The following is a 19,196-nucleotide window of genomic DNA, read 5'->3' as shown; positions in this document are numbered from 1 at the left end:
AATCAGGCGGGCTGATGCGAATGAGGGAAGGGACGAAAGCGATGACGCGAGCTCAGACTGCGCCGATGCTCCTTGCCTGCCTGGCCGCGCTTTCCGCTTGCAACACCACCGATGCGTTGACACCGCAAGTCGATATTGGCGACTCGTCGCTTGGCCGCTCCTCACCCGTCACCCAGCGCGAAGTCGAGCGCATGGCAGGCTCAGCGCCTCCGCGGGCCTTTGCTGACGAATCGAGGCAGGCCGGCTATCACCCGGCATACAACAATCAGACTTACAGATCCGGTCCCGGCGCGCCGCCGACGACAATGCAGGAGCAGGCCGACGCGCTTGCCCGGCGCGGACCCTCGCCCGCAGCTTCGCCGCCGGTCGAAGGCCGGACGCTTGCCGAACCGGTTTCCAATGCGCAGGCCGAAGAAGAAGACATGGGCAATCTGGCCCCTGCCCGCCAGCAGAAACGGGTCGCAGCCATCGATCCTGCCGCCTCATCCGCAATCGGCGGCAATACCGTTCGCTTCCTGCCGATTATCGGTGCTCCCGTCCAAGCGGTGACGCCGCTTTCCCGCCAGCTCGGAGCCGAGGCGCGTTCTCACGGTATCTCGATCAAGAGTTCGAACGACACCAGCAGCGATTATATCCTGAAGGGTTATCTCTCGGCCTTTACCGACGAGGGCAACGTGACCGTCGTTTACGTCTGGGATATCCTCGACGGCAGCGGCGCCCGCCTGCACCGCATCCAGGGCCAGGAAAAGGTGCCTTCCGCTGCACAGGATCCCTGGGTCGGCGTTCCTGCCTCCGTCATGCAGCAGATCGCCACGAAAACGATCGCCGAGTTTAATTCCTGGCGGCAGACGCGCGACGGTTAGCAACAGGCTTTTTACAAATATCAAAGCCTGTGGCGCCTTTGCGCTTGCATTCGGAAGCAAGCTGGCTAAAAAGCGCGGCTATCAGCAGACAACAGGCGGGCCAAAATGAAGGTTTTCGCAGGCAATTCGAACCGGCATCTTGCCGAAGCGATCTGCACCTATCTCAATGTGCCCTTGGGCAAGGCCAGCGTCAGAAGATTTGCCGATCAGGAAATCTTCGTCGAAATCCAGGAAAACGTCCGCGGTGAAGACGTCTTCGTCGTCCAGTCGACCTCCTTTCCGACGAACGATCATCTGATGGAACTGCTGATTATGATCGATGCGATGCGCCGTTCGTCCGCGCGCCGCATCACGGCAGTCCTTCCCTATTTCGGTTATGCCCGCCAGGATCGCCGCGCCTCAGGGCGCACGCCGATCTCCGCGAAGCTGGTCGCCAACCTTATCACCGAGGCCGGTGCCGACCGCGTTCTGACGCTCGACCTGCATGCCGGCCAGATTCAGGGATTCTTCGACATCCCGACGGACAACCTCTACGCCGTTCCAGTTCTGACGCGCGATATCAAGGCCAACTACGACATCAGCAACGTCATGGTCGTTTCGCCGGACGTCGGCGGCGTCGTCCGCGCCCGTTCGCTTGCCAAACGCCTCGACTGTCTTCTGGCGATCGTGGACAAGCGCCGTGACCGTCCAGGTGAATCCGAAGTCATGAACATCATCGGCGACGTCGAAGGCAAGGATTGCCTGCTTATTGACGACATCGTCGATTCCGGCGGCACGCTTTGCAACGCCGCCGATGCGTTGCTGGCCCAAGGTGCGGCAAGCGTCACCGCCTACATCACCCACGGCGTTCTTTCCGGCGGCGCGGTCACCCGCATCACCTCCTCGAAGCTGCGCGAACTGGTGATCACCGACTCTATCCAGCCGACCACCGCCGTCCAGTCGGCCCACAATATCCGCGTCATCACGACTGCAACCCTTATCGGCGAAGCGATCAACCGCACCAGCCAAGAAGAATCTGTTTCCAGTCTCTTCGACTAAGAGTTTCCTCGTTTAGAAAAAGATAGGCAAGGTTGTATTTTGCGTCTTCTTCGGCGGCGCGCTTTCGGCTAGTCTCGCGCAAAGTGATTTGCATGGGAAGCCATATGACGGCAATCAATATGAAATGTTCAGTAGGCTCGAAGCACTTCGCGCTTCTCGCGCTTGTTCCCCTGCTTACCGCCTGCACGGTGGAGGTCGATCCCGGTCCATCGCGCCCGCCGCCCCGCCCGTGGCCGCCGCAGCAGCAAATGTGCACCATGGAATATGCGCCGGTCTGCGGCGAACGCGGCGGCCGCCTTCAAACCTTCGGAAATGCCTGCCAAGCCCGCAACAGCGGCTTCATGATCGTCGGCCGCGGCGAATGCCGCCGCGCACCGCCGCCCTTTGCGCGCCCCGATCCGGATCGTCCCGGGCGCCCCGACTGGCCGGATCGTCCCGGGCGCCCCGACTGGCCGGATCGTCCCGGGCGCCCCGACTGGCCGGATCGCCCGGACAGACCTGACCGTCCGGACAGACCTGACCGTCCGGAACGCCCGGGCGGCATCTGCACGCGCGAATATGCGCCGGTCTGCGGCCAGCGCGGCCGCCAAACACAGACCTTCCCGAACCCCTGCGAGGCAGGCAATGCAGGCTTCCGGATCATCAGCGGCGGCGAGTGTCGCTTCTGATCATCGGGCGGTGCCGGCGATGATGTTGGTCCACAGGACCCGCCGCGAGCCCGACTTGGCATAGCGGTTTGGAAGGGCGACTGTGTGGGGTCATTGTGTGGTCAACTTGACTTCACTTAAGATCTCGACTGGCGCAAACCGCACAATATCCAACGCGTCGAATGTAACGGAGAATTCCGCCTGCTTTTCGGATGCCCATTTGATGGCAGGCTCGAACATGGCCCCGGGGATCTTCATTGCGATCGTGCAATGAGGCACCCAGAAATCGGGGCGATAGTGCTCACGGCAGAGCGCTGGGTCTATTTCACTGTGGACGGCCGCGTGAAGTTGCAGCAGCCGGCCATTCGATACAGGACGCGCCCACAACACTAAGAATTCGTTTTGAAAATAGCGAATACCCGAAAAAGTCACGGGTATCGCAGATTGAGTGCCTAAAATTCGGGTCAGCACATCGGTGGGCGCAAAATCCTCATATACCGCTAAGGTCACATGGGCAGGATAGTCTAGGGCCTTCATCGATGGAGCAGGTTCGAATGCGGACGCTTCCTGCCAAAGCTCGACTATCGGCAATGCGGTCTCGTTTAAGCATTTCAGACTTATCGCATGAGGCATGCGCAAAGCGCCTCCGACGCCATTGTCGGCCACTTTTAGGCGCTCAAGGTGGCCGTGACGATCATCGTCGCCTGATGTTCAGCAAAATCATTCCGGCTTATCCGGCCCCTTGAGCTGCTGACCGTTGACGGTCACCGTGCCATCGGGGCTGACCGTCACGTCCCAGCGCTGCCTGCCGTCGGGATCGGTCTTGGCGAAACCCTTGACCATCAGCATTCCGAAGGACGCCTGATTGAGGTCGGGATTGGTTTTGGCAAGCTCCTGAACCGCCGCGATGGTCTTGTCGTAGTCGCGCGCCAGAATGGAGGCCTGCAGCGCATAGTCGTCCTTGCCCGCATCGATGCGGCTCTCGACCTTTGCGGATATGTCGATGTCGTAGACGCCGGACTTGGCGCTGACCTTCGGAAAGTCGATCACAAACTTGCCATCGCGGAAAAGCCGCTCCACGGCCTTCTTGCCCGCGTCCTCCCCGCCCTCCGGCGGCTTGGTGAGATCAAGTTTCATGAATTCGTCACCAAAAGCCGCAAAGTCCATATCCGGGATGGCGAACTGCACATCGACTGCCTTCGGCAGAAAGGCGGAATAGGCGGCCGGAACCATCGGGCTGTCAAATGTGACGTCGGCAGCAGTCAATGCAACGCCAACCTGCGTTGCATTGCTCGGCCCATTGACTGCCAGGCGGTAGCCGAAGCTCTTGGAGCCGCCTCCGCCCGCAGCACTCGTCACCGCGAGATTGTTGAGGGTGATCGTTTCCTCGAGCGAAGAGATCAGCGGAAAAGCGTCGCGCAGCATGCCCTTCAGCCTTTCCTCGCTCTCCTTGCTCATCTGCTTTTCCTCGGCATGGTCGAGTGCGAAGACGACAATGTCTCTCAATCGCTTTGCCGGAAGGCTGTTGACCTTGGCGTCGAAATCGATGGTATCGGCAGTGATCTGGAGCGGCGGCATTTCCTTCCCGCTCACCTGCTCGGCAAACGCTGTCAGAGTACCGTTCGCCGCAAAGTCCGTCCTGTCGGCGGAAGCGCCATCAGCGGAGGTAAGCTTGTATTTCATCTCGCCGAAGCTGGCGTTGACCTGTTCGGTATCGGTCGCGGTCGTGACTTTGATATCCTTGGCGCTGAAATCGCCGGAGCGAAAATAGCTGATCGCCGGATCGAAGACCGAGGTATAGACCATTGAGGCGATGGAATAGGTAAAATCGGTGCGTTTCTGGTCCGGTCCCTTGAAATGTCCGGAAACGTTCAGGCTGTTGTCGCCTTCGACATTCCAGAGCCCGTTGTCCCGCGGCGTGGCGAACATCGAAATCGGTTTCAGGCCGTTGATCGCAAAATCCGCCGGGTTGACCTTGGAAAGGAGCTTGGCCAGGTCGTAGATGATCTCGTAGCGCGCACCGGCCGGATTGACGGCGACGACGCCGCTCTTGGCAATGTCTTCGGGCAGCAGGCTGTTGAGATTGTCGCGAATGGCGTTTGCACCATCCCGGTCGATCTCAGCCGCATGGGCCGCCGTCATCAATCCGAGAACGACGGCGCTCGTCGCCGTCATCAGCCTGTACCGCATGAATGTGCTCCTCCGCCTCGGCGGTCATGTGAGAATGTACGCGGCCGGATGTCAACTCAGGCTTGTCGAAAAGGCAAGCCCTCTAGCTGCTGAATCGCAACATTTAGAAACCGAATTTCATACCGGTTCAGTCTATATTGTATTACGGCGTAGGATTCCTTTATTTCACAATATCCTGGCACTGACCGGCAACCCGAGATATAGGGGCCGCGTCGCCTTGCGTTTCCGCGTCACTTATACTATAGCGCACGCGTCCGCGCAGACACCCTTGGAGGCAACGCGGATGAGGAAGGCCCAAACGCCCCTCCAGTCATCGGAAGGTTGATACCGGACGGAGACTCTCCAAATAACCTCGAAAGGAATAGCCATGAGCCAGGAAACTTACGAGCTCAAGGCCGAGGCGCGCGAACGGGTTGGTAAGGGGTCCGCCCGTGAACTTCGCCGCAACGGTTTGATTCCAGCTGTCATCTATGGTGACAAGCAGGCCCCCATTTCTATCGCTCTCAGCACCAATGAGGTGACGAAGCGCATTCATGCCGGTAGTTTCATGACCACTGTCGCGACGATCGACGTCGGCGGCAAGAAGTACAAAGTTCTGCCGAAGGACTATCAGCTCGATCCGGTTCGCGACTTCACGATGCACGTGGATTTCCTCCGCGTCTCCGGCAACACGCAGGTCACCGTCGAGATCCCGGTTCACTTCATCAACGAAGAGAAGTCGCAGGTGAAGATCGGCGGCGTTTTGAACATCGTTCGCCACACAATCGAAGTTCATTGCCCGGCTGATGCGATCCCGGAATTCTTCGATATCGACCTCTCCGGCAAGAAGATCGGCGACAGCATCCATATCTCCGAAGTCACACTGCCGAAGGGCGTAACAACGGTCATCGACCGCGATTTCACGATCGCAACGATCGTTGCTCCGGCCGCTGGCGTTGAAGAAGAAGCTCCGGCTGAAGGCGAAGGCGAAGGCGAAGCGGAAGCATAATCCGCATACACTAATTCGTAATTATAAGGCCCGCTTTCCCCTGGAAGGCGGGCCTTATCAATTTTAACGCGAGCCACTTCAGCAACATTTAACACATTCGTGAAAGCATTCCCCAAGCATTTCTACACTTGCCGCTCTTTGCCGTATGGCCGCGAAGTGAGAGCCCGGGGAGAAAACGGAACCATGAACAATTCCGTTGAGAACAGATTTTTTGCGATTGTTTGCGGGGCGCTTCTCATATTTGTCGCTCCGCTTTTTGTATTGTTTCTATTCCTTTCTTCCGAGCGCGCCGATAAGGAAATACGCGACCACATCTCCGTTCTTCTGGTTGCCAATTCTCAGGCACTCGCAAAGCCGCTCTGGGATCTCGACGAAGACAGCGTAACCCAGATCAGTGCCACGATGGTTTCGCAGGGCGCCATCGTGAAGGTCGAGGTTCGCGATCAATCCAGTCAGCTCAACGTGACGCAATCGACCATCCCGAAATCCTTTGACGGCGAGCTCGTTCAGGTTTCCCGCGCAATCATCTACAACACGGTCGACGGTCCGAAGAACCTAGGCAGCATTGCGGTCTATTATCCGAAGCTTAGCCTCTTCTCCGGCCTCAAGCATGAAGAAGTCGTCTTCATATCGATCTTCATTTTCGCTGTGCTCACCGTCTTCGGCACCGCACTGATTGGCAACCGCCTCTTTGTCATCCAGCCGCTCATGCGGCTTATCGCGGCCATAGAGGCCACCCGTCAGCTTGGATCGCGCCATCATGTCGATTGGCAGTCGAGCGATGAGATCGGCCGCCTCGCCCGCAGCTTCAACGAGATGCAGACGAAGCTGGAGAGCGAGGAAAAGGAACTGAAACTCGCCCACCGCCTCGCAACCGATATCTATAATCTCACGCCCGCCATGCTCTTCTCACTGGACAACGAGGATCGCATCATAGCGGTCAGCGACTATTGGCTGGTCGCAACGGGCTACGGGCGGGGCGAGGTGATCGGTCGCAGATTTGCCGAACTCGTTACGTTCGACACCCGCGACGCGTTCCAAAACCGCAAGGAAGGTTTCGAGAATGGCGCGGCACTGGACGTGACCGTAAAGTTCCTCTGCGCAGACGGCCGCATCATGGACGTGCTGATACTGGAATCGAAGACAGCCACCAGACCAAACCAGCTCTCGCTGTCGGTCATGACCGACGTAACCGCACTGAAGGCCTCGGAAGACCGCAACCACCGCCAGGCGATTACCGACCATCTCACCGGCCTGCTGAACCGCCAAGGCTTCGAGACCGCCCTCGACGGCAAGATCGCCGAAGCCGACGCCGCTGGCCAGGAGCTGGCCTGCCTCTTTATCGATCTCGACCGCTTCAAGTGGATCAACGACAATATGGGCCATGCCGAGGGCGATCGAGCGCTTCGCGAGCTCGTCGAGCGGCTCAACGAACATCTAGCGCCCTCCGATCAGGCAGCGCGACTTGGCGGCGACGAATTCGCCATCCTGCTTCCGGCCAAGGACGGCGAGAAGCGCGCCAAGGCGATGTGCGAGCAGATTGCCACAGTCTTCGAGGCGCCTTTCGGCCCTGACCTGCATCTGAGCGCCAGCATCGGCATCGCCATCTATCCGCGCCATGCGTCGAATGCAGCCGAATTGCTGCAGAAGTCGGATATGGCGATGTATGCGAAGAAGCGCGACGGCAAGAATGGCGCACAGATTTTCGACAACAGCATGCTGGACAGCGCAAGGGCGCGCGCCGAGATCGAAAGCCACATCGAAAATGGTCTCGCCGAGGATTGGTTCGACGCCTATCTGCAGCCGATCGTTGGCCTTGACGATCGCCGCATCGCCGGCTTCGAAGCGCTCCTGCGCCTAAACCACCCGCAGAAGGGCCTGATGCCGCCGGCCGGCATCATCCACGTCGCCGAGGAGACCGCCAAGATCGTCCGCGTCGGCAACGTCATCATGGAAAAGGCGATCGGGCATCTGGCGAGTATCTCCCGGATTCCGGGCATGCAGGATACCTATCTCGCGATCAATTTCTCGCCGCTGCAGTTCGAGGCCGCCCTACCCTCCCGCCTCGCCGGGCTCGTCGGGCGGCACGGCATCCGTCCGGATCGAATTGTCGTCGAAATCACCGAAGCCGTTCTGATGCACGACAATCCGCAAATACGCATGGTGCTCACCGAACTGCGTCTTTTCGGCTGCCGCATCGCCCTTGACGATTTCGGTACCGGCTACTCGTCGCTGAGCTATCTCAACCGCTTCCCGGTCGACATCATTAAGGTCGACCAATCCTTCACGCGGTCGATCAACGACACGAATGATGACGTCCGCCACAAGAGCCGGATGCTCATCGAAGGCATCACCACGCTCTCGCATAAGATGGACTGTACCGTCATCGCGGAAGGCATCGAAACCGAAGAAGAATGCCGCACCCTACACCAGATGGGACTTGACTACGGTCAGGGCTACCTCTTCCATCGTCCACAGAATGCTTCGAAATTGATCGAGGACCTCACAGCCGTGGTAAATGAGGTCGCCCAAGCCTCGTGATCGGCGCATTGAAGGTGGAAATATATGAAAAAGCTCCTGCTTCTTGCTTTTCTGACGCTTCCTTGCGCAGCGCCGGCCCAGTCGCAGACGGTCAATTTCACGACTGAAGAATACGCGCCCTTCAATTATCGCGACGGGAAGGTGATCAAGGGCGCGACCGTTGAACAAGTCGAAAAGGTCATGGCCGATATCGGCGTCGACTATACCATGGAGTTGCTGCCCTGGGCACGAGCCTACAGCCTCGCGCAATCACAGCCCATGACCTGCGTTTTTGCCACGGCACACAATGCCTTGCGCGATCCCCTCTTCAAATGGATCGAGCCGCTGCTCGTCGATCGCAATATCTTGATCACGCGGAAGGGATCGGGTGTCGTTGCGAATGACCTTGAGGCGTCCAAGAAATATACCGTCGGCACCCAACGCGAAGACTATACCGAGATGGTGTTGAGGCAAAAGGGCTTTACCAAGCTCGATATCGCCACCGACTTCAATGCTACACTTCGCAAGCTTCTCGGTGGCCGTATCGACATGATGCCCATTTCAGAGCTTTACTTCGAAAAGCTGAAGGCGGATCAGCCGGTGGAGATGGTCACCATGCTCTCCGCACAGCCGATGGGTATCGCCTGTAACAGGGATTTTCCATCCGACCTTCAGGTGCGGATGCAGGCCGCTCTCGATAAGCTGATCGCCGATGGCACCCAGAAAGAGATTTTCCTGAAGTATGGACTGCACCTCGGCAATTAGCACCGCGCCGTGCCTTTGCGCTTGACTTCCTGCGCGTTTCGCGGTGGTGAAGCGGGCAGCAGGCATTCAAGAAACGGACTTCCCAATGCTGATCATCGCGGGTCTCGGCAATCCCGGAAGCAAATATGCCGGAAACCGCCACAATATCGGCTTCATAGCAGCCGACGCCATCCATCGGCGTCACGGCTTTTCCCCCTGGTCCAAGAAGTTCAAGGCGGAAATTTCGGAAGGCGAGCTTGGGGGCGAAAAGGTGCTGCTGATCAAGCCGCAAACCTACATGAACCTCTCCGGCGAAGCCGTCGGCGAAGCCATGCGTTTCTACAAGCTGCAGCCTTCCGATCTCGTCGCCATCTATGACGAGCTCGACCTGCCACCCGGCAAGGCCCGGCTGAAGATCGGCGGCGGCAATGGCGGCCATAACGGCATCAGGTCGCTCGACGCCCATTGCGGCAAGGATTATCGGCGACTGCGCCTCGGCATCGGTCACCCTGGCGTCAAGGAACTTGTGCAGCACCACGTACTCGGCGATTTCGCCAAGGCCGACCAGGCCTGGCTGCAACCGCTCATGGAAACGCTTGCCGACAATGCCGACATGCTGGTGCGCAAGGAGGATTCGCAGTTGATGAACAAGCTGGCGCTCGCCGTCGGCGGCAAGGCGGAGGAGGACAAGCCGAAGTCCGAAAAGAAGCCGGCAGCGCAATCCCACATCCACCAGGCGCGACACCCGCAGCCTAAGCTGCCTGCGACCGGCCCTATGGCCGAAATGCTAAAGAAGATGTTCGGCAACAAGGGTGAGTAGGCAAGATGCCGAAGCGAGATATCATGATCAAGCCCGCCGGCCCCGGCGACTTACAGGCCCTTCTTGAGCTCTACCGTCACCTCAATCCCGATGATCCAGCGATCGATCCCGCCTGGGCAAGCGACCGCTTCTCAACCATCCTCGCCCACCCGGGCATGACCATATTTGTCGCGCTGGCCGCCGATATGCCTGTTGCATCCGCTACGCTGATCATCACACCCAATCTCACGCGAAACGGTGCTTCGTACGCTCTGGTCGAGAATGTCATCACGCACGCCGATCACCGCAGAAAGGGTTATGCCGGCGCGTTGATCCGTCATGCCTGCGCAACGGCCTGGGAGGAGAATTGCTATAAAGTGATGCTCCTTACCGGTTCAAGGAACCCCGCAACGCTGCGCTTCTACGAAAACTGCGGCTTCATGCGGGATAAGACCGGCTATCAGATCAGGCGCCCCGGCTGATCAAAGCAATTGCAGCTCTTGAAGGCGGTAGAGGAGCAGTTCCCAAAGTGCCTTGGCTCCGTCGTCGATCGCCGTTGCCATCAGGATCGAGGCATCCTCTACGAGCAGCATCGTGCCAATGCCCGCAACGACGGCAATGGAGCAGGCAATACGTAGGTTCTTGAGGCTGTCGGACCGATAGTAGCCGGCATCGTCATATTCCGTTCCGAAGAGCATGTCGGAAAGATCATAACCGTCCGAAATGGCCAGATCGATGATCGGCTTGTCCGAAAGCCTGTCCGGATAGACGTTGAACAACGCACGGACGACATGGCCGATCGCACCGAAGATCGCAAAGAGCGCCGCGGCGACGAAATAATGCCAAGTAGCTGCCTCAGCATGCATGCGCGCCTCCGTCGTGGGCGCAATCTAGCGGCAATTGACGGATGGCAGCTTAAGAAGATTGGTTAAGAAACGCCTATTCTTCGGGTTCCGCCGTAAACATCAGCGGGAAGCCTGCCTCCTTGGCATAGTCCATCGCCTCCTTGACCTTTGTCTCGGCAATGTCCTTGGCGCAGACGACGACCACGCTGGAGCCCATTTTATGCGCCGTCATCATCACCCGGTATCCCGTCTCCTCGCTCATCCGGAAAACGGCCTTGAGGATCATGACGACGAACTCGCGTGGCGTATAGTCATCGTTGAAAAGAAGAACCTTGTAGAGCTTGGGCTTATCCAGCTTCAGCTTGATCTTCGTTTTCGGCTTTATGGCAACGTCGTTGTCACTCATCGGAAAATCCACCCGTTGATGACATGAGAGGTAATTCTCTGAATTAGACGATTATTGTCGGCCAGGGAATTTCGACACTCACCTGTCGATTGCGAGCCCGGACTACAGCCTTTCAATCAGGTAAGAGCTTCAAATTCAAGCTCGCCGCCGGGTGTTTGGCACCAAGATGGCCTAGGATCTCCTTGGGCAAAGGTCACCTGCCCTTCCGGTGAAATTCGCAATATTACTCTCGAAATCTTCGCGGACGGAAAAATAGGCCAGTGTCGCCCTATCGGCAAGTGAGCGGCGGTAAAAGTGGCGGAAGACTTGACCGCATGGCTCCTTTATCCCATAGGCAAGGCAACAATTTCAGCGAATACGGACATCCAGTCATGGGCTTCAAATGCGGTATCGTCGGTCTGCCGAATGTTGGCAAGTCGACACTCTTCAACGCGCTCACCAAGACGGCAGCGGCGCAGGCGGCGAACTATCCCTTCTGTACCATCGAGCCCAACACCGGCGAAGTCGCCGTTCCCGATCCACGGATGCAAAAGCTCGCCTCGATCGCCGGCTCGAAGGAAATCATCCCAACCCGCATTTCCTTCGTCGATATCGCCGGTCTGGTGCGCGGCGCGTCCAAGGGGGAAGGCCTCGGCAACAAGTTCCTCGCCAACATCCGCGAAGTCGATGCTGTCGTGCATGTGCTGCGCTGCTTCGAGGATGACGACATCACCCATGTCGAAGGCCGCATCAATCCGGTCAGCGACGCCGACACCATCGAAACCGAGCTGATGCTTGCCGACCTTGAAAGTCTCGAACGCCGCGTCGAGCAAACGCGCAAACGCGCCGCCTCCAAGGACAAGGATTCGCTGACGCAGCTTCCCGTCATGGAAGCGGTGATCAAGCTCCTCAACGAAGGCAAGCCGGCTCGTCTATTGTTGAAGACGCTCGGCGCCGACGAAATCGAAGTCCTGAAGGGCCTGAACCTTCTGACGTCCCATCCAGTGCTCTACGTCTGCAACGTCGCGGAAGCCGATGCAGCAACAGGCAACGAACATACCGAGGCTGTTGCCGAGATGGCGAAAGCCCAAGGCGCCGAATGCGTGACCATCTCGGCCGCGATCGAGTCTGAAGTGGCTCAACTGCCGGAAGAAGAAAGCAAGGAATTCCTCTCCGCCCTTGGTCTGGAAGAGGCTGGCCTCGATCGCCTAATCCGTGCGGGCTATCACCTGCTCGACTTGATCACCTATTTCACCGTCGGCCCCAAGGAGACCCGCGCTTGGACGATCGTGCGCGGCACCAAGGCACCGGCCGCTGCCGGCGTCATCCACACGGATTTCGAACGCGGCTTCATCCGTGCCTTTACTATCGGTTATAACGACTACATCGCGCTCGGCGGGGAAACCGGCGCCAAGGACGCGGGCAAAGCCAGGGATGAAGGCAAGGAATACGTGGTTCAGGACGGCGACGTGATCCACTTCCGCTTCAATACCTGATTGGCAGCACGGCCGAGGGAGGACGAGGCCAGATGAAGCTAGTTTTTGAAGACTTCGAGCCGGGCCGCAGCTTTGCGTTAGGCCCGGTCGCCGTGACGGCGCAGGAGATCATCGAGTTCGCAACCGAATTCGACCCGCAGCCGATGCACATGGACGAGATGGCCGGACGCGCCAGCATCCTTGGCGGGCTCGCGGCTTCCGGCTGGCATACGTCCGCGCTCTTCATGCGCATGATGGCCTATGGTTTTTTGCTGAATTCACATTCCCAGGGCGCACCCGGCATCGACGTGATGGAATGGAGGAAACCCGTTCTTGCCGGCGACACACTGTCCGGGCGTTCGACGGTGCTGGAATCCCGCGCCATGCGTTCGCGGCCCGGCATCGGCATCGCCCGCTTCAAGCATGAGGTCCACAATCAGCACGGCGATCTGGTCTGCTACTGCGAAAACTGGATCATGTTCAGCATGCGCGACACAGCGGAGGCAAATCCATGAGGATGGCGGAGCTTTATACGATCGGCGAAAAGGCTGCGATCGGCGGCTATACCTTTACCGAGGAGCGGATCATCCATTTCGCCACGCGCTTCGATCCGCAGCGCTTCCATGTTGACAAGGAAGCCGCCCGGAAGACGCTCTTCGGCAATCTCTGCGCCTCGGGTTGGCATACATGCGCCGCCTGGATGCGAACTTTCCTGGACTACTGGGAAAAGGAAACCGCGCGACTTGCCAGGGAGGGCGTCGCCCCACCGAAGCTCGGCCCTTCGCCCGGCTTCCAGAAGTTGCAATGGCTGCGTCCGGTCTTCGTCGACGAGACGGTCAGCTATTCGGTGACCTTGCTTGCCAGCCGGCCTCTCACATCCCGGCAGGGCTGGTTTCTCAATTCGATCCTCAACGAAGGCGTCAACCAAGACGGCACGCCTGTCATCCGCTTCGAGGGCAGCGTGCTCGAATTCGAGTAAAGCCGGGCTTCAGTGCCCGGCGAATTCGACCAGCGTGTGGACATGCACGCCGAGTTCATCGAGCTTTCTGCGGCCGCCGAGATCCGGTAGATCGATGACGAAGCATGCACCGACGACTTCCGCCCCCATCTGGCGAAGTAGCTTCGTCGCGCCGACGGCGGTCCCGCCGGTTGCAATCAGATCGTCCACGAGAATAACCTTTTCGCCCGGCTGAACCGCATCCCGGTGCATCTCCATCTCGTCGACGCCATATTCCAGGCTGTAGGCGATCCGCACGGTATCATGCGGCAGCTTACCCTTCTTGCGGATCGGCACGAAGCCTGCCGAAAGCTGATGCGCCACGGCGCCGCCGAGAATGAAGCCGCGCGCTTCCATGCCGGCGATCTTGTCGATCTTCAGGCCCGCATAAGGCTGCACCAGTTCATCCACAGCGCGGCGAAACGCCCGCGGATTGCCGAGCAGCGTCGTGATGTCGCGAAAGATAATGCCGGGCTTCGGATAGTCCGGGATGGAGCGGATGCTAACCGCAAGCTCCGAGGCAATATTGTTCATGGAAAGTCCGTCTGTCTGCGAGGGGATCTAGTCGGTTGCACCCTATCAACTGACTGACATGGAACCAACAAAAAAGGCGGCCCCAAAGCCGCCTTTTGCTTATTGAGCTAGAACCGCTCAGTGCTCCTTGTTGGCATAGACCGAGCGCTTCGTCAGGAAGATGAGACCCGAGAAAATCAACAGGAACACGATGACCATGAAGCCGGTGCTCTTGCGCTCTTCGAGGTGCGGCTCTGCGGCCCACATCAGAAAGGCCGAGACATCCTTGGAATACTGATCGACGGTCTGCGGCGTGCCGTCGTCATAGGTCACCTGATCGTCGGAGAGCGGCTTCGGCATCGCGAAGGCCGCAGCAGCGTTGAAGTAAGGGTTGTAATGCGCGCCCTCGGGAACCTGGAAACCCGCCGGCGGCTCTTCATAGCCCGTCAGCAGCGAGTAGATATAGTCTGGTCCGCCTTCCTGATACTGCGTGAAGATATCGAAGACGAACTGCGGGAAGCCGCGGGTTATCCCGCGGGCCTTCGCGATCAGCGAGAAATCCGGCGGGGCCGCGCCATTGTTCGCAGCGGCAGCGGCCTGGGCGTTGGCGTATGGCGACGGAAAATAATCCGAAGGGATAGCCTTGCGTGTGAACATCTCACCCGCAGAATCCGGGCCATCTTGAACCTCGTAGTTCGCGGCAAAAGCCTTGACCTGCGCCTCGGAGTAGCCGAGTTCGCCGAGCATGCGGAAGGGAACCAGGCTCATCGAGTGGCAGGCGGAACAGACTTCCGTATAGACCTTCAGGCCGCGCTGCAGCTGGCCCTTGTCATAATGGCCGAAGGGGCCGGCGAAGCTCCAGTCCTGCTCCCGCGGGTGCTTCAGCGGATAGTGCGGCGTGGCGCCTTCCTCGTGCTCGGCCGGAGCGGCGCCCTCGCCGTGCGTGGCTTCCTGTGCGAATGCAGCAGTTCCAAGGAGAGCTGCGACTGCGAGCGGCAGAATGCTTGCAACAAGCTTTTTCATCGTTCTATTCCTTCCGCTCGCTTATGCCTTGACCGTAGCAATTTGTTGATTGCGCTTTTCCAGCACGGCTTCGGTGATCGAGTTTGGAATGCGGCGCGGCGTCTCGACGAGACCAAGCACTGGCATAGCGACCAGGAAGAAAGCAAAGTAAAGCAGTGTGCAGATCTGCGAGATCAGGACGAAGGCGCCTTCCGCCGGCTGGGAACCGAGCCAGCCGAGGATGATCGCATTGATCACGAACAGCCAGTAGAACATCTTGTACCACGGGCGGTAGACCGCAGAGCGGACCTTCGACGTGTCGAGCCATGGCAGGAAGAACAGCACGATGATCGCGCCGAACATCACAAGGACGCCGCCGAGCTTGGAATCGATCGGACCGATATTGAAAGTGATCGAGCGCAGCATCGCGTAGAACGGCAGGAAGTACCATTCCGGAACGATGTGCGCCGGCGTCTTCAGCGGGTCAGCCGGGATATAATTGTCCGGATGGCCGAGGAAATTCGGCATGTAGAAGACGAAGTAGGCGTAGACCAGCAGGAAGATCGAAACGCCGAGTGCGTCCTTGAGGGTCGCATAGGGCGTGAACTGGACGGTGTCCGTCTTGGTCTTGACCTCGACTCCAGTCGGATTCGTCTGGCCGGTCACGTGCAGCGCCCAGATATGCAGCACGACAACGCCTGCGATGATGAAGGGCAGCAGGTAGTGCAGCGAGAAGAAGCGGTTGAGCGTCGGGTTTTCAACGGCAAAACCGCCGAGCAGAAACTGCTGCACCCATTCGCCGACCAGCGGGAAGGCCGAGAAGAAGCCGGTGATGACGGTCGCGCCCCAGAAGGACATCTGGCCCCAGGGGAGAACGTAGCCCATAAAACCGGTCGCCATCATCAGCAGATAGATGAGAACGCCGAGAATCCAGAGGATTTCGCGCGGCGCCTTGTAGGAGCCGTAGTAAAGCCCGCGGGCAATATGCAGGTAGACCGCGACGAAGAAGAAGGATGCACCGTTGGCATGCATATAGCGCAGCAGCCAGCCGTGGTTGACGTCGCGCATGATTTTTTCGACGGCATTGAAGGCGACCGAAGTTTCGGCAGCGTAATGCATGGCGAGCACGACGCCGGTCAGGATCTGCACGACCAGCATGACCGAAAGCATGGCGCCGAAGGTATAGGCATAGTTCAGGTTACGCGGAACCGGATATGCAACGAAGCTGTCATAGACCATGCGCGGCAGCGGCAGGCGCGCATCGATCCACTTCTCGAGGCCGGTTGATGGCTCGTAGCTGGAATGGCCACTCATAAATCAGTCTCCCCTCAACCGATCTTGATCACTGTATCGGAAACGAACGAATAGGTCGGAATCGGCAGGTTCGTCGGCGCCGGACCTTTACGGATGCGGCCGGCCGTGTCGTAGACCGAGCCATGGCAGGGACAGAACCAACCGTTGTATTCGCCGGCCTGTCCGAGCGGCACGCAACCGAGATGGGTGCACGAACCGATCATGACGATCCAGTTTTCCTTGTCCTTGCCGGCAGAGCGGTCGACACCGGTTGCCTGCGCTTCGGCCGGAAGGTTCTCGTTGCGTGCGATCGGATCCTTGAGATCCGAAAGCGGAACCTCGTCGGCAGCCTTTACTTCCTCGGGCGTACGGTTGCGGATGAAGACCGGCTTGCCGCGCCACTTGGCGGTCAGCGACATTCCCGGCCCAAGGCTCGATACGTCGACTTCGATGGAAGCAAGAGCGAGCGTGGACGCATCCGGACGCATCTGATCGATGAACGGCCAAGCGACCGCCGCAGCGCCGACGGCGCCTGCCATACCGGTGGTGAGATAAAGGAAATCACGGCGCGTGGGCTCCCCTGAAGCCTCGCTTGTCGTTTCGTGTTCGCTCACAGCTAAACCATCCTCTGCGCAATTTTCGCGGAATTCCGCACTGCCCCTCTAAGCGGCGAATCTACATAGACACAATTCGGCCTTAGATTCCCCGCCAATCCGGCGCGTTCTATGCTTGATCGCAAATTATGTCCAGCCTTGACAATAGTATGAGGGCACAATGTCGCGGGTATTTTCAGATGATCTTTTTACCGCAATCCCCTGGATTCAGCGGATCGGAGCCTAGCTGGCGAACGCTTGCCTAAACGGCTCTCGCCTCGCGCCCGGGCATATCTTCGTCTGCACCGAGGAAGCCGCCGGACTGGCGCGCCCATAGCTCGGCATAAAGTCCGCCTCTTTCGACCAGGGATTTGTGCGTGCCTTCTTCGATGATTCGGCCGCGATCGACAACAATCAGGCGATCGAGCGCGGCAATGGTCGAAAGGCGATGAGCGATAGCCAGCACGGTCTTCCCCTCCATGATCCGGCTGAGATTGGACTGGATCACCTCTTCCACCTCGGAATCGAGCGCCGAGGTCGCCTCGTCGAGCACGAGGATCGGTGCATCCTTCAGCATGAGCCGCGCGATTGCGATGCGTTGCCGCTGCCCGCCGGAAAGCTTCACGCCGCGCTCGCCGACATGCGCATCGAAACCCTTGCGCCCCTGCTGATCGTGCAGGCGCTCGATAAAGCCGAGCGCCTCTGCCCGCCGTGCGGCATCGAGCAGCCGTTCCTCCTCCGCATCGGGCCGGCCGAAGAGGATGTTGTCCCTGACCGAACGGTGCAGCAGCGAGGTATCCTGGCTGACGACGCCGATCTGCATGCGCAGTGACTCCTGGCTGACCGCAGCAATATCCTGGCCATCGACAAGGATGCGCCCGCCTTCAAGGTCGTAGAGGCGCAGCAGCAGATTGACCAGCGTCGACTTGCCGGCACCGGAGCGCCCGACGATCCCGACCTTCTCGCCGGGTGCGATGGTGAGCGAGAAATTCTCGATGACACCCTTGCCCCGGCCGTAATGGAAGCAGACGTTTTCGAAACGGATGCCGGGTTCGCGGACGACGAGATCGGGAGCATCGGGCCGATCGACCAGACCAAGCGGCTGCGAGATCAATTCGGCAGCATTCTGGATCGTACCCAGATTGCGCATGATGCCGTTGAACTGCGTCATTAGGCGCCCAAGAAGGAAGTTGAGGCGCAGGACGAGGGCCAGCGAAAATGCCACGGCACCGGAACTCACCAACCCGCGCAGCCACAGATCGACGCTTAATCCGCCCATGGTCACGATCATCAGGCCGGAAAGCAGCGCCATGGAGGCACGTACACCGGTAATGAACCGGGTAAAGCGCAGCACGGTATCCTGATAGATATCGAAACCCTGGCGCATGTAGCGGTCGCTCTCCTCGTGACGAGCGAAAAGCTTCAGCGTCTGGATGTTGCTGTAGGAATCGACCATGCGGCCGTTGAGCATCGAGGCGGCTTCCGCAGTCTCGCGCGAGTGATAGCGGATGCGCGGTACGAAATAGCGGGCGAGCACGCCGAATGCAGCGAGCCAGAACAACACGACGGCCGCAAGTGAAAAATCGAGCTGCGCCACCAGCACCAGTGTCGTCGCCGCGTAGATTCCGACAAACCAGACGCTCTCCATGAGCGAGGTGACGAGATCGCCCACCGCCTGGCCGGCCGACCAGACCTTCGTCACGATCCGCCCGGAAAAATCGCTCTGGAAAAAATGCAGCGATTGGCGCGAGACGTGGAGATAGGATTGCCAGCGCGCGAGATTGTAAAAACCCGGCGTGATGACCTGCTGATCGACCAGCGCGATGAGGAAGACCACTACGAAACGGACAAAGCCGATCAAAGCGAGCATTCCGAAGAGCTCGCTGCCATGTGCAGCAAGCATGTCGCTCCAGCCAACGCCCGGCTTGATGGTGCTCAAGATATCGACCAGCCGTCCGACGAACCAAAAAAGCGCCGCCTCGATCGCCGCCGACATGCCGCCGAGGACAAGCATCGCGACGAAGGGCCATTTAGCCTGGCCGATGTAGAACCAGATGAAGCCGACCGTCGAACGCGGCGGCTGTATATTGCCGCGCCGGCGGAACGGATCGACCCAGTGTTCAAACAGATTGAGTATCGGGCGCAGGAGCATCCTTGCGTTATAGTCCGAGACAACCCTGCGGCAAAGGGAATGGAGGGCGGACACAACCTTATATTTTGGTAATTTTCGGTAACATCGGCGGCATCCGTGTTGAATGTCGCTGACCTCGTCACGATCTCGGAGTACAATGGCCGCTTATCGGA

Annotated in this window: 20 protein-coding genes; 11 read left to right on the top strand and 9 right to left on the bottom strand. The window is 59.0% G+C overall.

From position 1 onward, the window contains the following. Positions 1-41: 41 nt before the first annotated feature. From BLP23_RS12025 to BLP23_RS12015, 3 genes are all read left to right on the top strand, one after another. Positions 42-863, top strand: a complete 822-nt coding sequence (locus tag BLP23_RS12025; RefSeq protein ID WP_092585105.1) for a hypothetical protein — start codon at positions 42-44, stop codon at positions 861-863. 105 nt (positions 864-968) lie between these two features. Then, complete coding sequence (locus BLP23_RS12020) at positions 969-1,901, top strand: ribose-phosphate pyrophosphokinase (RefSeq protein ID WP_022714222.1); 933 nt, start codon at positions 969-971, stop codon at positions 1,899-1,901. A 104-nt stretch (positions 1,902-2,005) separates the two neighbouring features. Continuing rightward, on the top strand, positions 2,006-2,569 hold the full coding sequence (locus tag BLP23_RS12015) for a Kazal-type serine protease inhibitor family protein (RefSeq protein ID WP_167363878.1): 564 nt from the start codon (positions 2,006-2,008) through the stop codon (positions 2,567-2,569). A 90-nt stretch (positions 2,570-2,659) separates the two neighbouring features. On the opposite strand, the gene BLP23_RS12010 is transcribed toward BLP23_RS12015, so the two are convergent. Beyond that, on the bottom strand, positions 2,660-3,139 hold the full coding sequence (locus BLP23_RS12010) for a 2'-5' RNA ligase family protein (RefSeq protein WP_324613733.1): 480 nt from the start codon (positions 3,137-3,139) through the stop codon (positions 2,660-2,662). Positions 3,140-3,268: 129 nt separating this feature from the next. Further along, a complete protein-coding gene (locus BLP23_RS12005) occupies positions 3,269-4,738 on the bottom strand; it encodes a hypothetical protein (protein ID WP_092585103.1) in 1,470 nt (489 codons plus the stop codon). Between the two features lie 367 nt (positions 4,739-5,105). On the opposite strand from BLP23_RS12005, the gene BLP23_RS12000 reads away from it, so the two are divergent. The 5 genes from BLP23_RS12000 to BLP23_RS11980 all read left to right on the top strand — a co-directional run bounded on the left by BLP23_RS12000 (position 5,106) and on the right by BLP23_RS11980 (position 10,271). Next, positions 5,106-5,726, top strand: coding sequence for a 50S ribosomal protein L25/general stress protein Ctc (locus tag BLP23_RS12000; protein ID WP_092585102.1), 621 nt, complete (start codon positions 5,106-5,108; stop codon positions 5,724-5,726). Positions 5,727-5,909: 183 nt separating this feature from the next. After that, complete coding sequence (locus BLP23_RS11995) at positions 5,910-8,267, top strand: EAL domain-containing protein (protein WP_092585101.1); 2,358 nt, start codon at positions 5,910-5,912, stop codon at positions 8,265-8,267. 24 nt (positions 8,268-8,291) lie between these two features. Next, positions 8,292-9,011 (top strand): substrate-binding periplasmic protein, encoded by a 720-nt coding sequence (locus BLP23_RS11990; protein ID WP_092585100.1) that lies wholly within the window; start codon positions 8,292-8,294, stop codon positions 9,009-9,011. Between the two features lie 85 nt (positions 9,012-9,096). Next, positions 9,097-9,810: an aminoacyl-tRNA hydrolase gene (gene pth / locus BLP23_RS11985; RefSeq protein ID WP_092585099.1), complete on the top strand. Its 714-nt coding sequence runs from the start codon at positions 9,097-9,099 to the stop codon at positions 9,808-9,810. 23 nt (positions 9,811-9,833) lie between these two features. Continuing rightward, positions 9,834-10,271, top strand: coding sequence for a GNAT family N-acetyltransferase (locus BLP23_RS11980; RefSeq protein ID WP_233426685.1), 438 nt, complete (start codon positions 9,834-9,836; stop codon positions 10,269-10,271). On the opposite strand, the gene BLP23_RS11975 is transcribed toward BLP23_RS11980, so the two are convergent. Together BLP23_RS11975 and clpS are read right to left on the bottom strand one after the other, a co-directional pair. Beyond that, complete coding sequence (locus tag BLP23_RS11975) at positions 10,272-10,655, bottom strand: hypothetical protein (protein ID WP_092585097.1); 384 nt, start codon at positions 10,653-10,655, stop codon at positions 10,272-10,274. 73 nt (positions 10,656-10,728) lie between these two features. Continuing rightward, positions 10,729-11,040 carry an ATP-dependent Clp protease adapter ClpS gene (clpS, locus tag BLP23_RS11970; protein WP_092585096.1) on the bottom strand — a complete coding sequence of 104 codons (312 nt, stop codon included), beginning with the start codon at positions 11,038-11,040 and terminating at the stop codon, positions 10,729-10,731. A 371-nt stretch (positions 11,041-11,411) separates the two neighbouring features. Here clpS and ychF point away from each other — a divergent pair, with 371 nt between their 5' ends. The 3 genes from ychF to BLP23_RS11955 are packed head-to-tail and all read left to right on the top strand — an operon-like array spanning position 11,412 to position 13,473. Then, positions 11,412-12,515 (top strand): redox-regulated ATPase YchF, encoded by a 1,104-nt coding sequence (gene ychF, locus BLP23_RS11965; protein ID WP_092585558.1) that lies wholly within the window; start codon positions 11,412-11,414, stop codon positions 12,513-12,515. Between the two features lie 32 nt (positions 12,516-12,547). After that, the gene (locus tag BLP23_RS11960; protein ID WP_092585095.1) at positions 12,548-13,009 is read left to right on the top strand and encodes a MaoC family dehydratase; all 462 of its coding nucleotides are present in this window, start codon (positions 12,548-12,550) and stop codon (positions 13,007-13,009) included. Then, the gene (locus BLP23_RS11955) at positions 13,006-13,473 is read left to right on the top strand and encodes a MaoC family dehydratase (RefSeq protein ID WP_092585094.1); all 468 of its coding nucleotides are present in this window, start codon (positions 13,006-13,008) and stop codon (positions 13,471-13,473) included. Before BLP23_RS11960 ends, BLP23_RS11955 begins: the two co-directional genes overlap by 4 nt. Positions 13,474-13,482: 9 nt before the next feature. On the opposite strand, the gene BLP23_RS11950 is transcribed toward BLP23_RS11955, so the two are convergent. The 5 genes from BLP23_RS11950 to BLP23_RS11930 all read right to left on the bottom strand — a co-directional run bounded on the left by BLP23_RS11950 (position 13,483) and on the right by BLP23_RS11930 (position 19,044). Then, positions 13,483-14,025 carry an adenine phosphoribosyltransferase gene (locus BLP23_RS11950; RefSeq protein WP_092585093.1) on the bottom strand — a complete coding sequence of 181 codons (543 nt, stop codon included), beginning with the start codon at positions 14,023-14,025 and terminating at the stop codon, positions 13,483-13,485. Positions 14,026-14,142: 117 nt separating this feature from the next. Then, entirely contained in the window at positions 14,143-15,027 is an 885-nt protein-coding gene (locus BLP23_RS11945) for a cytochrome c1 (RefSeq protein ID WP_092585092.1), read from the bottom strand. A gap of 21 nt (positions 15,028-15,048) precedes the next feature. Continuing rightward, a complete protein-coding gene (locus tag BLP23_RS11940; protein ID WP_092585091.1) occupies positions 15,049-16,320 on the bottom strand; it encodes a cytochrome b in 1,272 nt (423 codons plus the stop codon). Between the two features lie 14 nt (positions 16,321-16,334). Further along, positions 16,335-16,913: a ubiquinol-cytochrome c reductase iron-sulfur subunit gene (petA, locus tag BLP23_RS11935; RefSeq protein WP_022714206.1), complete on the bottom strand. Its 579-nt coding sequence runs from the start codon at positions 16,911-16,913 to the stop codon at positions 16,335-16,337. Positions 16,914-17,154: 241 nt separating this feature from the next. Further along, complete coding sequence (locus tag BLP23_RS11930; RefSeq protein WP_092585090.1) at positions 17,155-19,044, bottom strand: ABC transporter ATP-binding protein; 1,890 nt, start codon at positions 19,042-19,044, stop codon at positions 17,155-17,157. Positions 19,045-19,196 lie beyond the last annotated feature (152 nt).

Origin of the sequence: Rhizobium mongolense subsp. loessense, from assembly GCF_900099775.1 — a bacterium.
GTDB lineage: Bacteria > Pseudomonadota > Alphaproteobacteria > Rhizobiales > Rhizobiaceae > Rhizobium > Rhizobium loessense.
The sequence above is the reverse complement of the archived record's forward strand: the minus strand, read 5'-3'. Positions and strand labels throughout refer to the sequence as shown.

Excerpts from the sequence above, each read along its gene's own strand:
- ychF (WP_092585558.1), top strand. The coding sequence starts at position 11,412 with ATGGGCTTCAAATGCGGTATCGTCGGTCTGCCGAATGTTGGCAAGTCG.
- BLP23_RS11940 (WP_092585091.1), bottom strand. The coding sequence starts at position 16,320 with ATGAGTGGCCATTCCAGCTACGAGCCATCAACCGGCCTCGAGAAGTGG.
- BLP23_RS11930 (WP_092585090.1), bottom strand. The coding sequence starts at position 19,044 with ATGCTCCTGCGCCCGATACTCAATCTGTTTGAACACTGGGTCGATCCG.
- BLP23_RS12000 (WP_092585102.1), top strand. The coding sequence starts at position 5,106 with ATGAGCCAGGAAACTTACGAGCTCAAGGCCGAGGCGCGCGAACGGGTT.
- BLP23_RS11980 (WP_233426685.1), top strand. The coding sequence starts at position 9,834 with ATGATCAAGCCCGCCGGCCCCGGCGACTTACAGGCCCTTCTTGAGCTC.
- pth (WP_092585099.1), top strand. The coding sequence starts at position 9,097 with ATGCTGATCATCGCGGGTCTCGGCAATCCCGGAAGCAAATATGCCGGA.
- clpS (WP_092585096.1), bottom strand. The coding sequence starts at position 11,040 with ATGAGTGACAACGACGTTGCCATAAAGCCGAAAACGAAGATCAAGCTG.
- BLP23_RS11975 (WP_092585097.1), bottom strand. The coding sequence starts at position 10,655 with ATGCATGCTGAGGCAGCTACTTGGCATTATTTCGTCGCCGCGGCGCTC.
- BLP23_RS11990 (WP_092585100.1), top strand. The coding sequence starts at position 8,292 with ATGAAAAAGCTCCTGCTTCTTGCTTTTCTGACGCTTCCTTGCGCAGCG.
- BLP23_RS11955 (WP_092585094.1), top strand. The coding sequence starts at position 13,006 with ATGAGGATGGCGGAGCTTTATACGATCGGCGAAAAGGCTGCGATCGGC.
- BLP23_RS11960 (WP_092585095.1), top strand. The coding sequence starts at position 12,548 with ATGAAGCTAGTTTTTGAAGACTTCGAGCCGGGCCGCAGCTTTGCGTTA.
- BLP23_RS11995 (WP_092585101.1), top strand. The coding sequence starts at position 5,910 with ATGAACAATTCCGTTGAGAACAGATTTTTTGCGATTGTTTGCGGGGCG.
- BLP23_RS11950 (WP_092585093.1), bottom strand. The coding sequence starts at position 14,025 with ATGAACAATATTGCCTCGGAGCTTGCGGTTAGCATCCGCTCCATCCCG.
- BLP23_RS11945 (WP_092585092.1), bottom strand. The coding sequence starts at position 15,027 with ATGAAAAAGCTTGTTGCAAGCATTCTGCCGCTCGCAGTCGCAGCTCTC.
- BLP23_RS12025 (WP_092585105.1), top strand. The coding sequence starts at position 42 with ATGACGCGAGCTCAGACTGCGCCGATGCTCCTTGCCTGCCTGGCCGCG.
- BLP23_RS12015 (WP_167363878.1), top strand. The coding sequence starts at position 2,006 with ATGACGGCAATCAATATGAAATGTTCAGTAGGCTCGAAGCACTTCGCG.
- BLP23_RS12005 (WP_092585103.1), bottom strand. The coding sequence starts at position 4,738 with ATGCGGTACAGGCTGATGACGGCGACGAGCGCCGTCGTTCTCGGATTG.
- BLP23_RS12020 (WP_022714222.1), top strand. The coding sequence starts at position 969 with ATGAAGGTTTTCGCAGGCAATTCGAACCGGCATCTTGCCGAAGCGATC.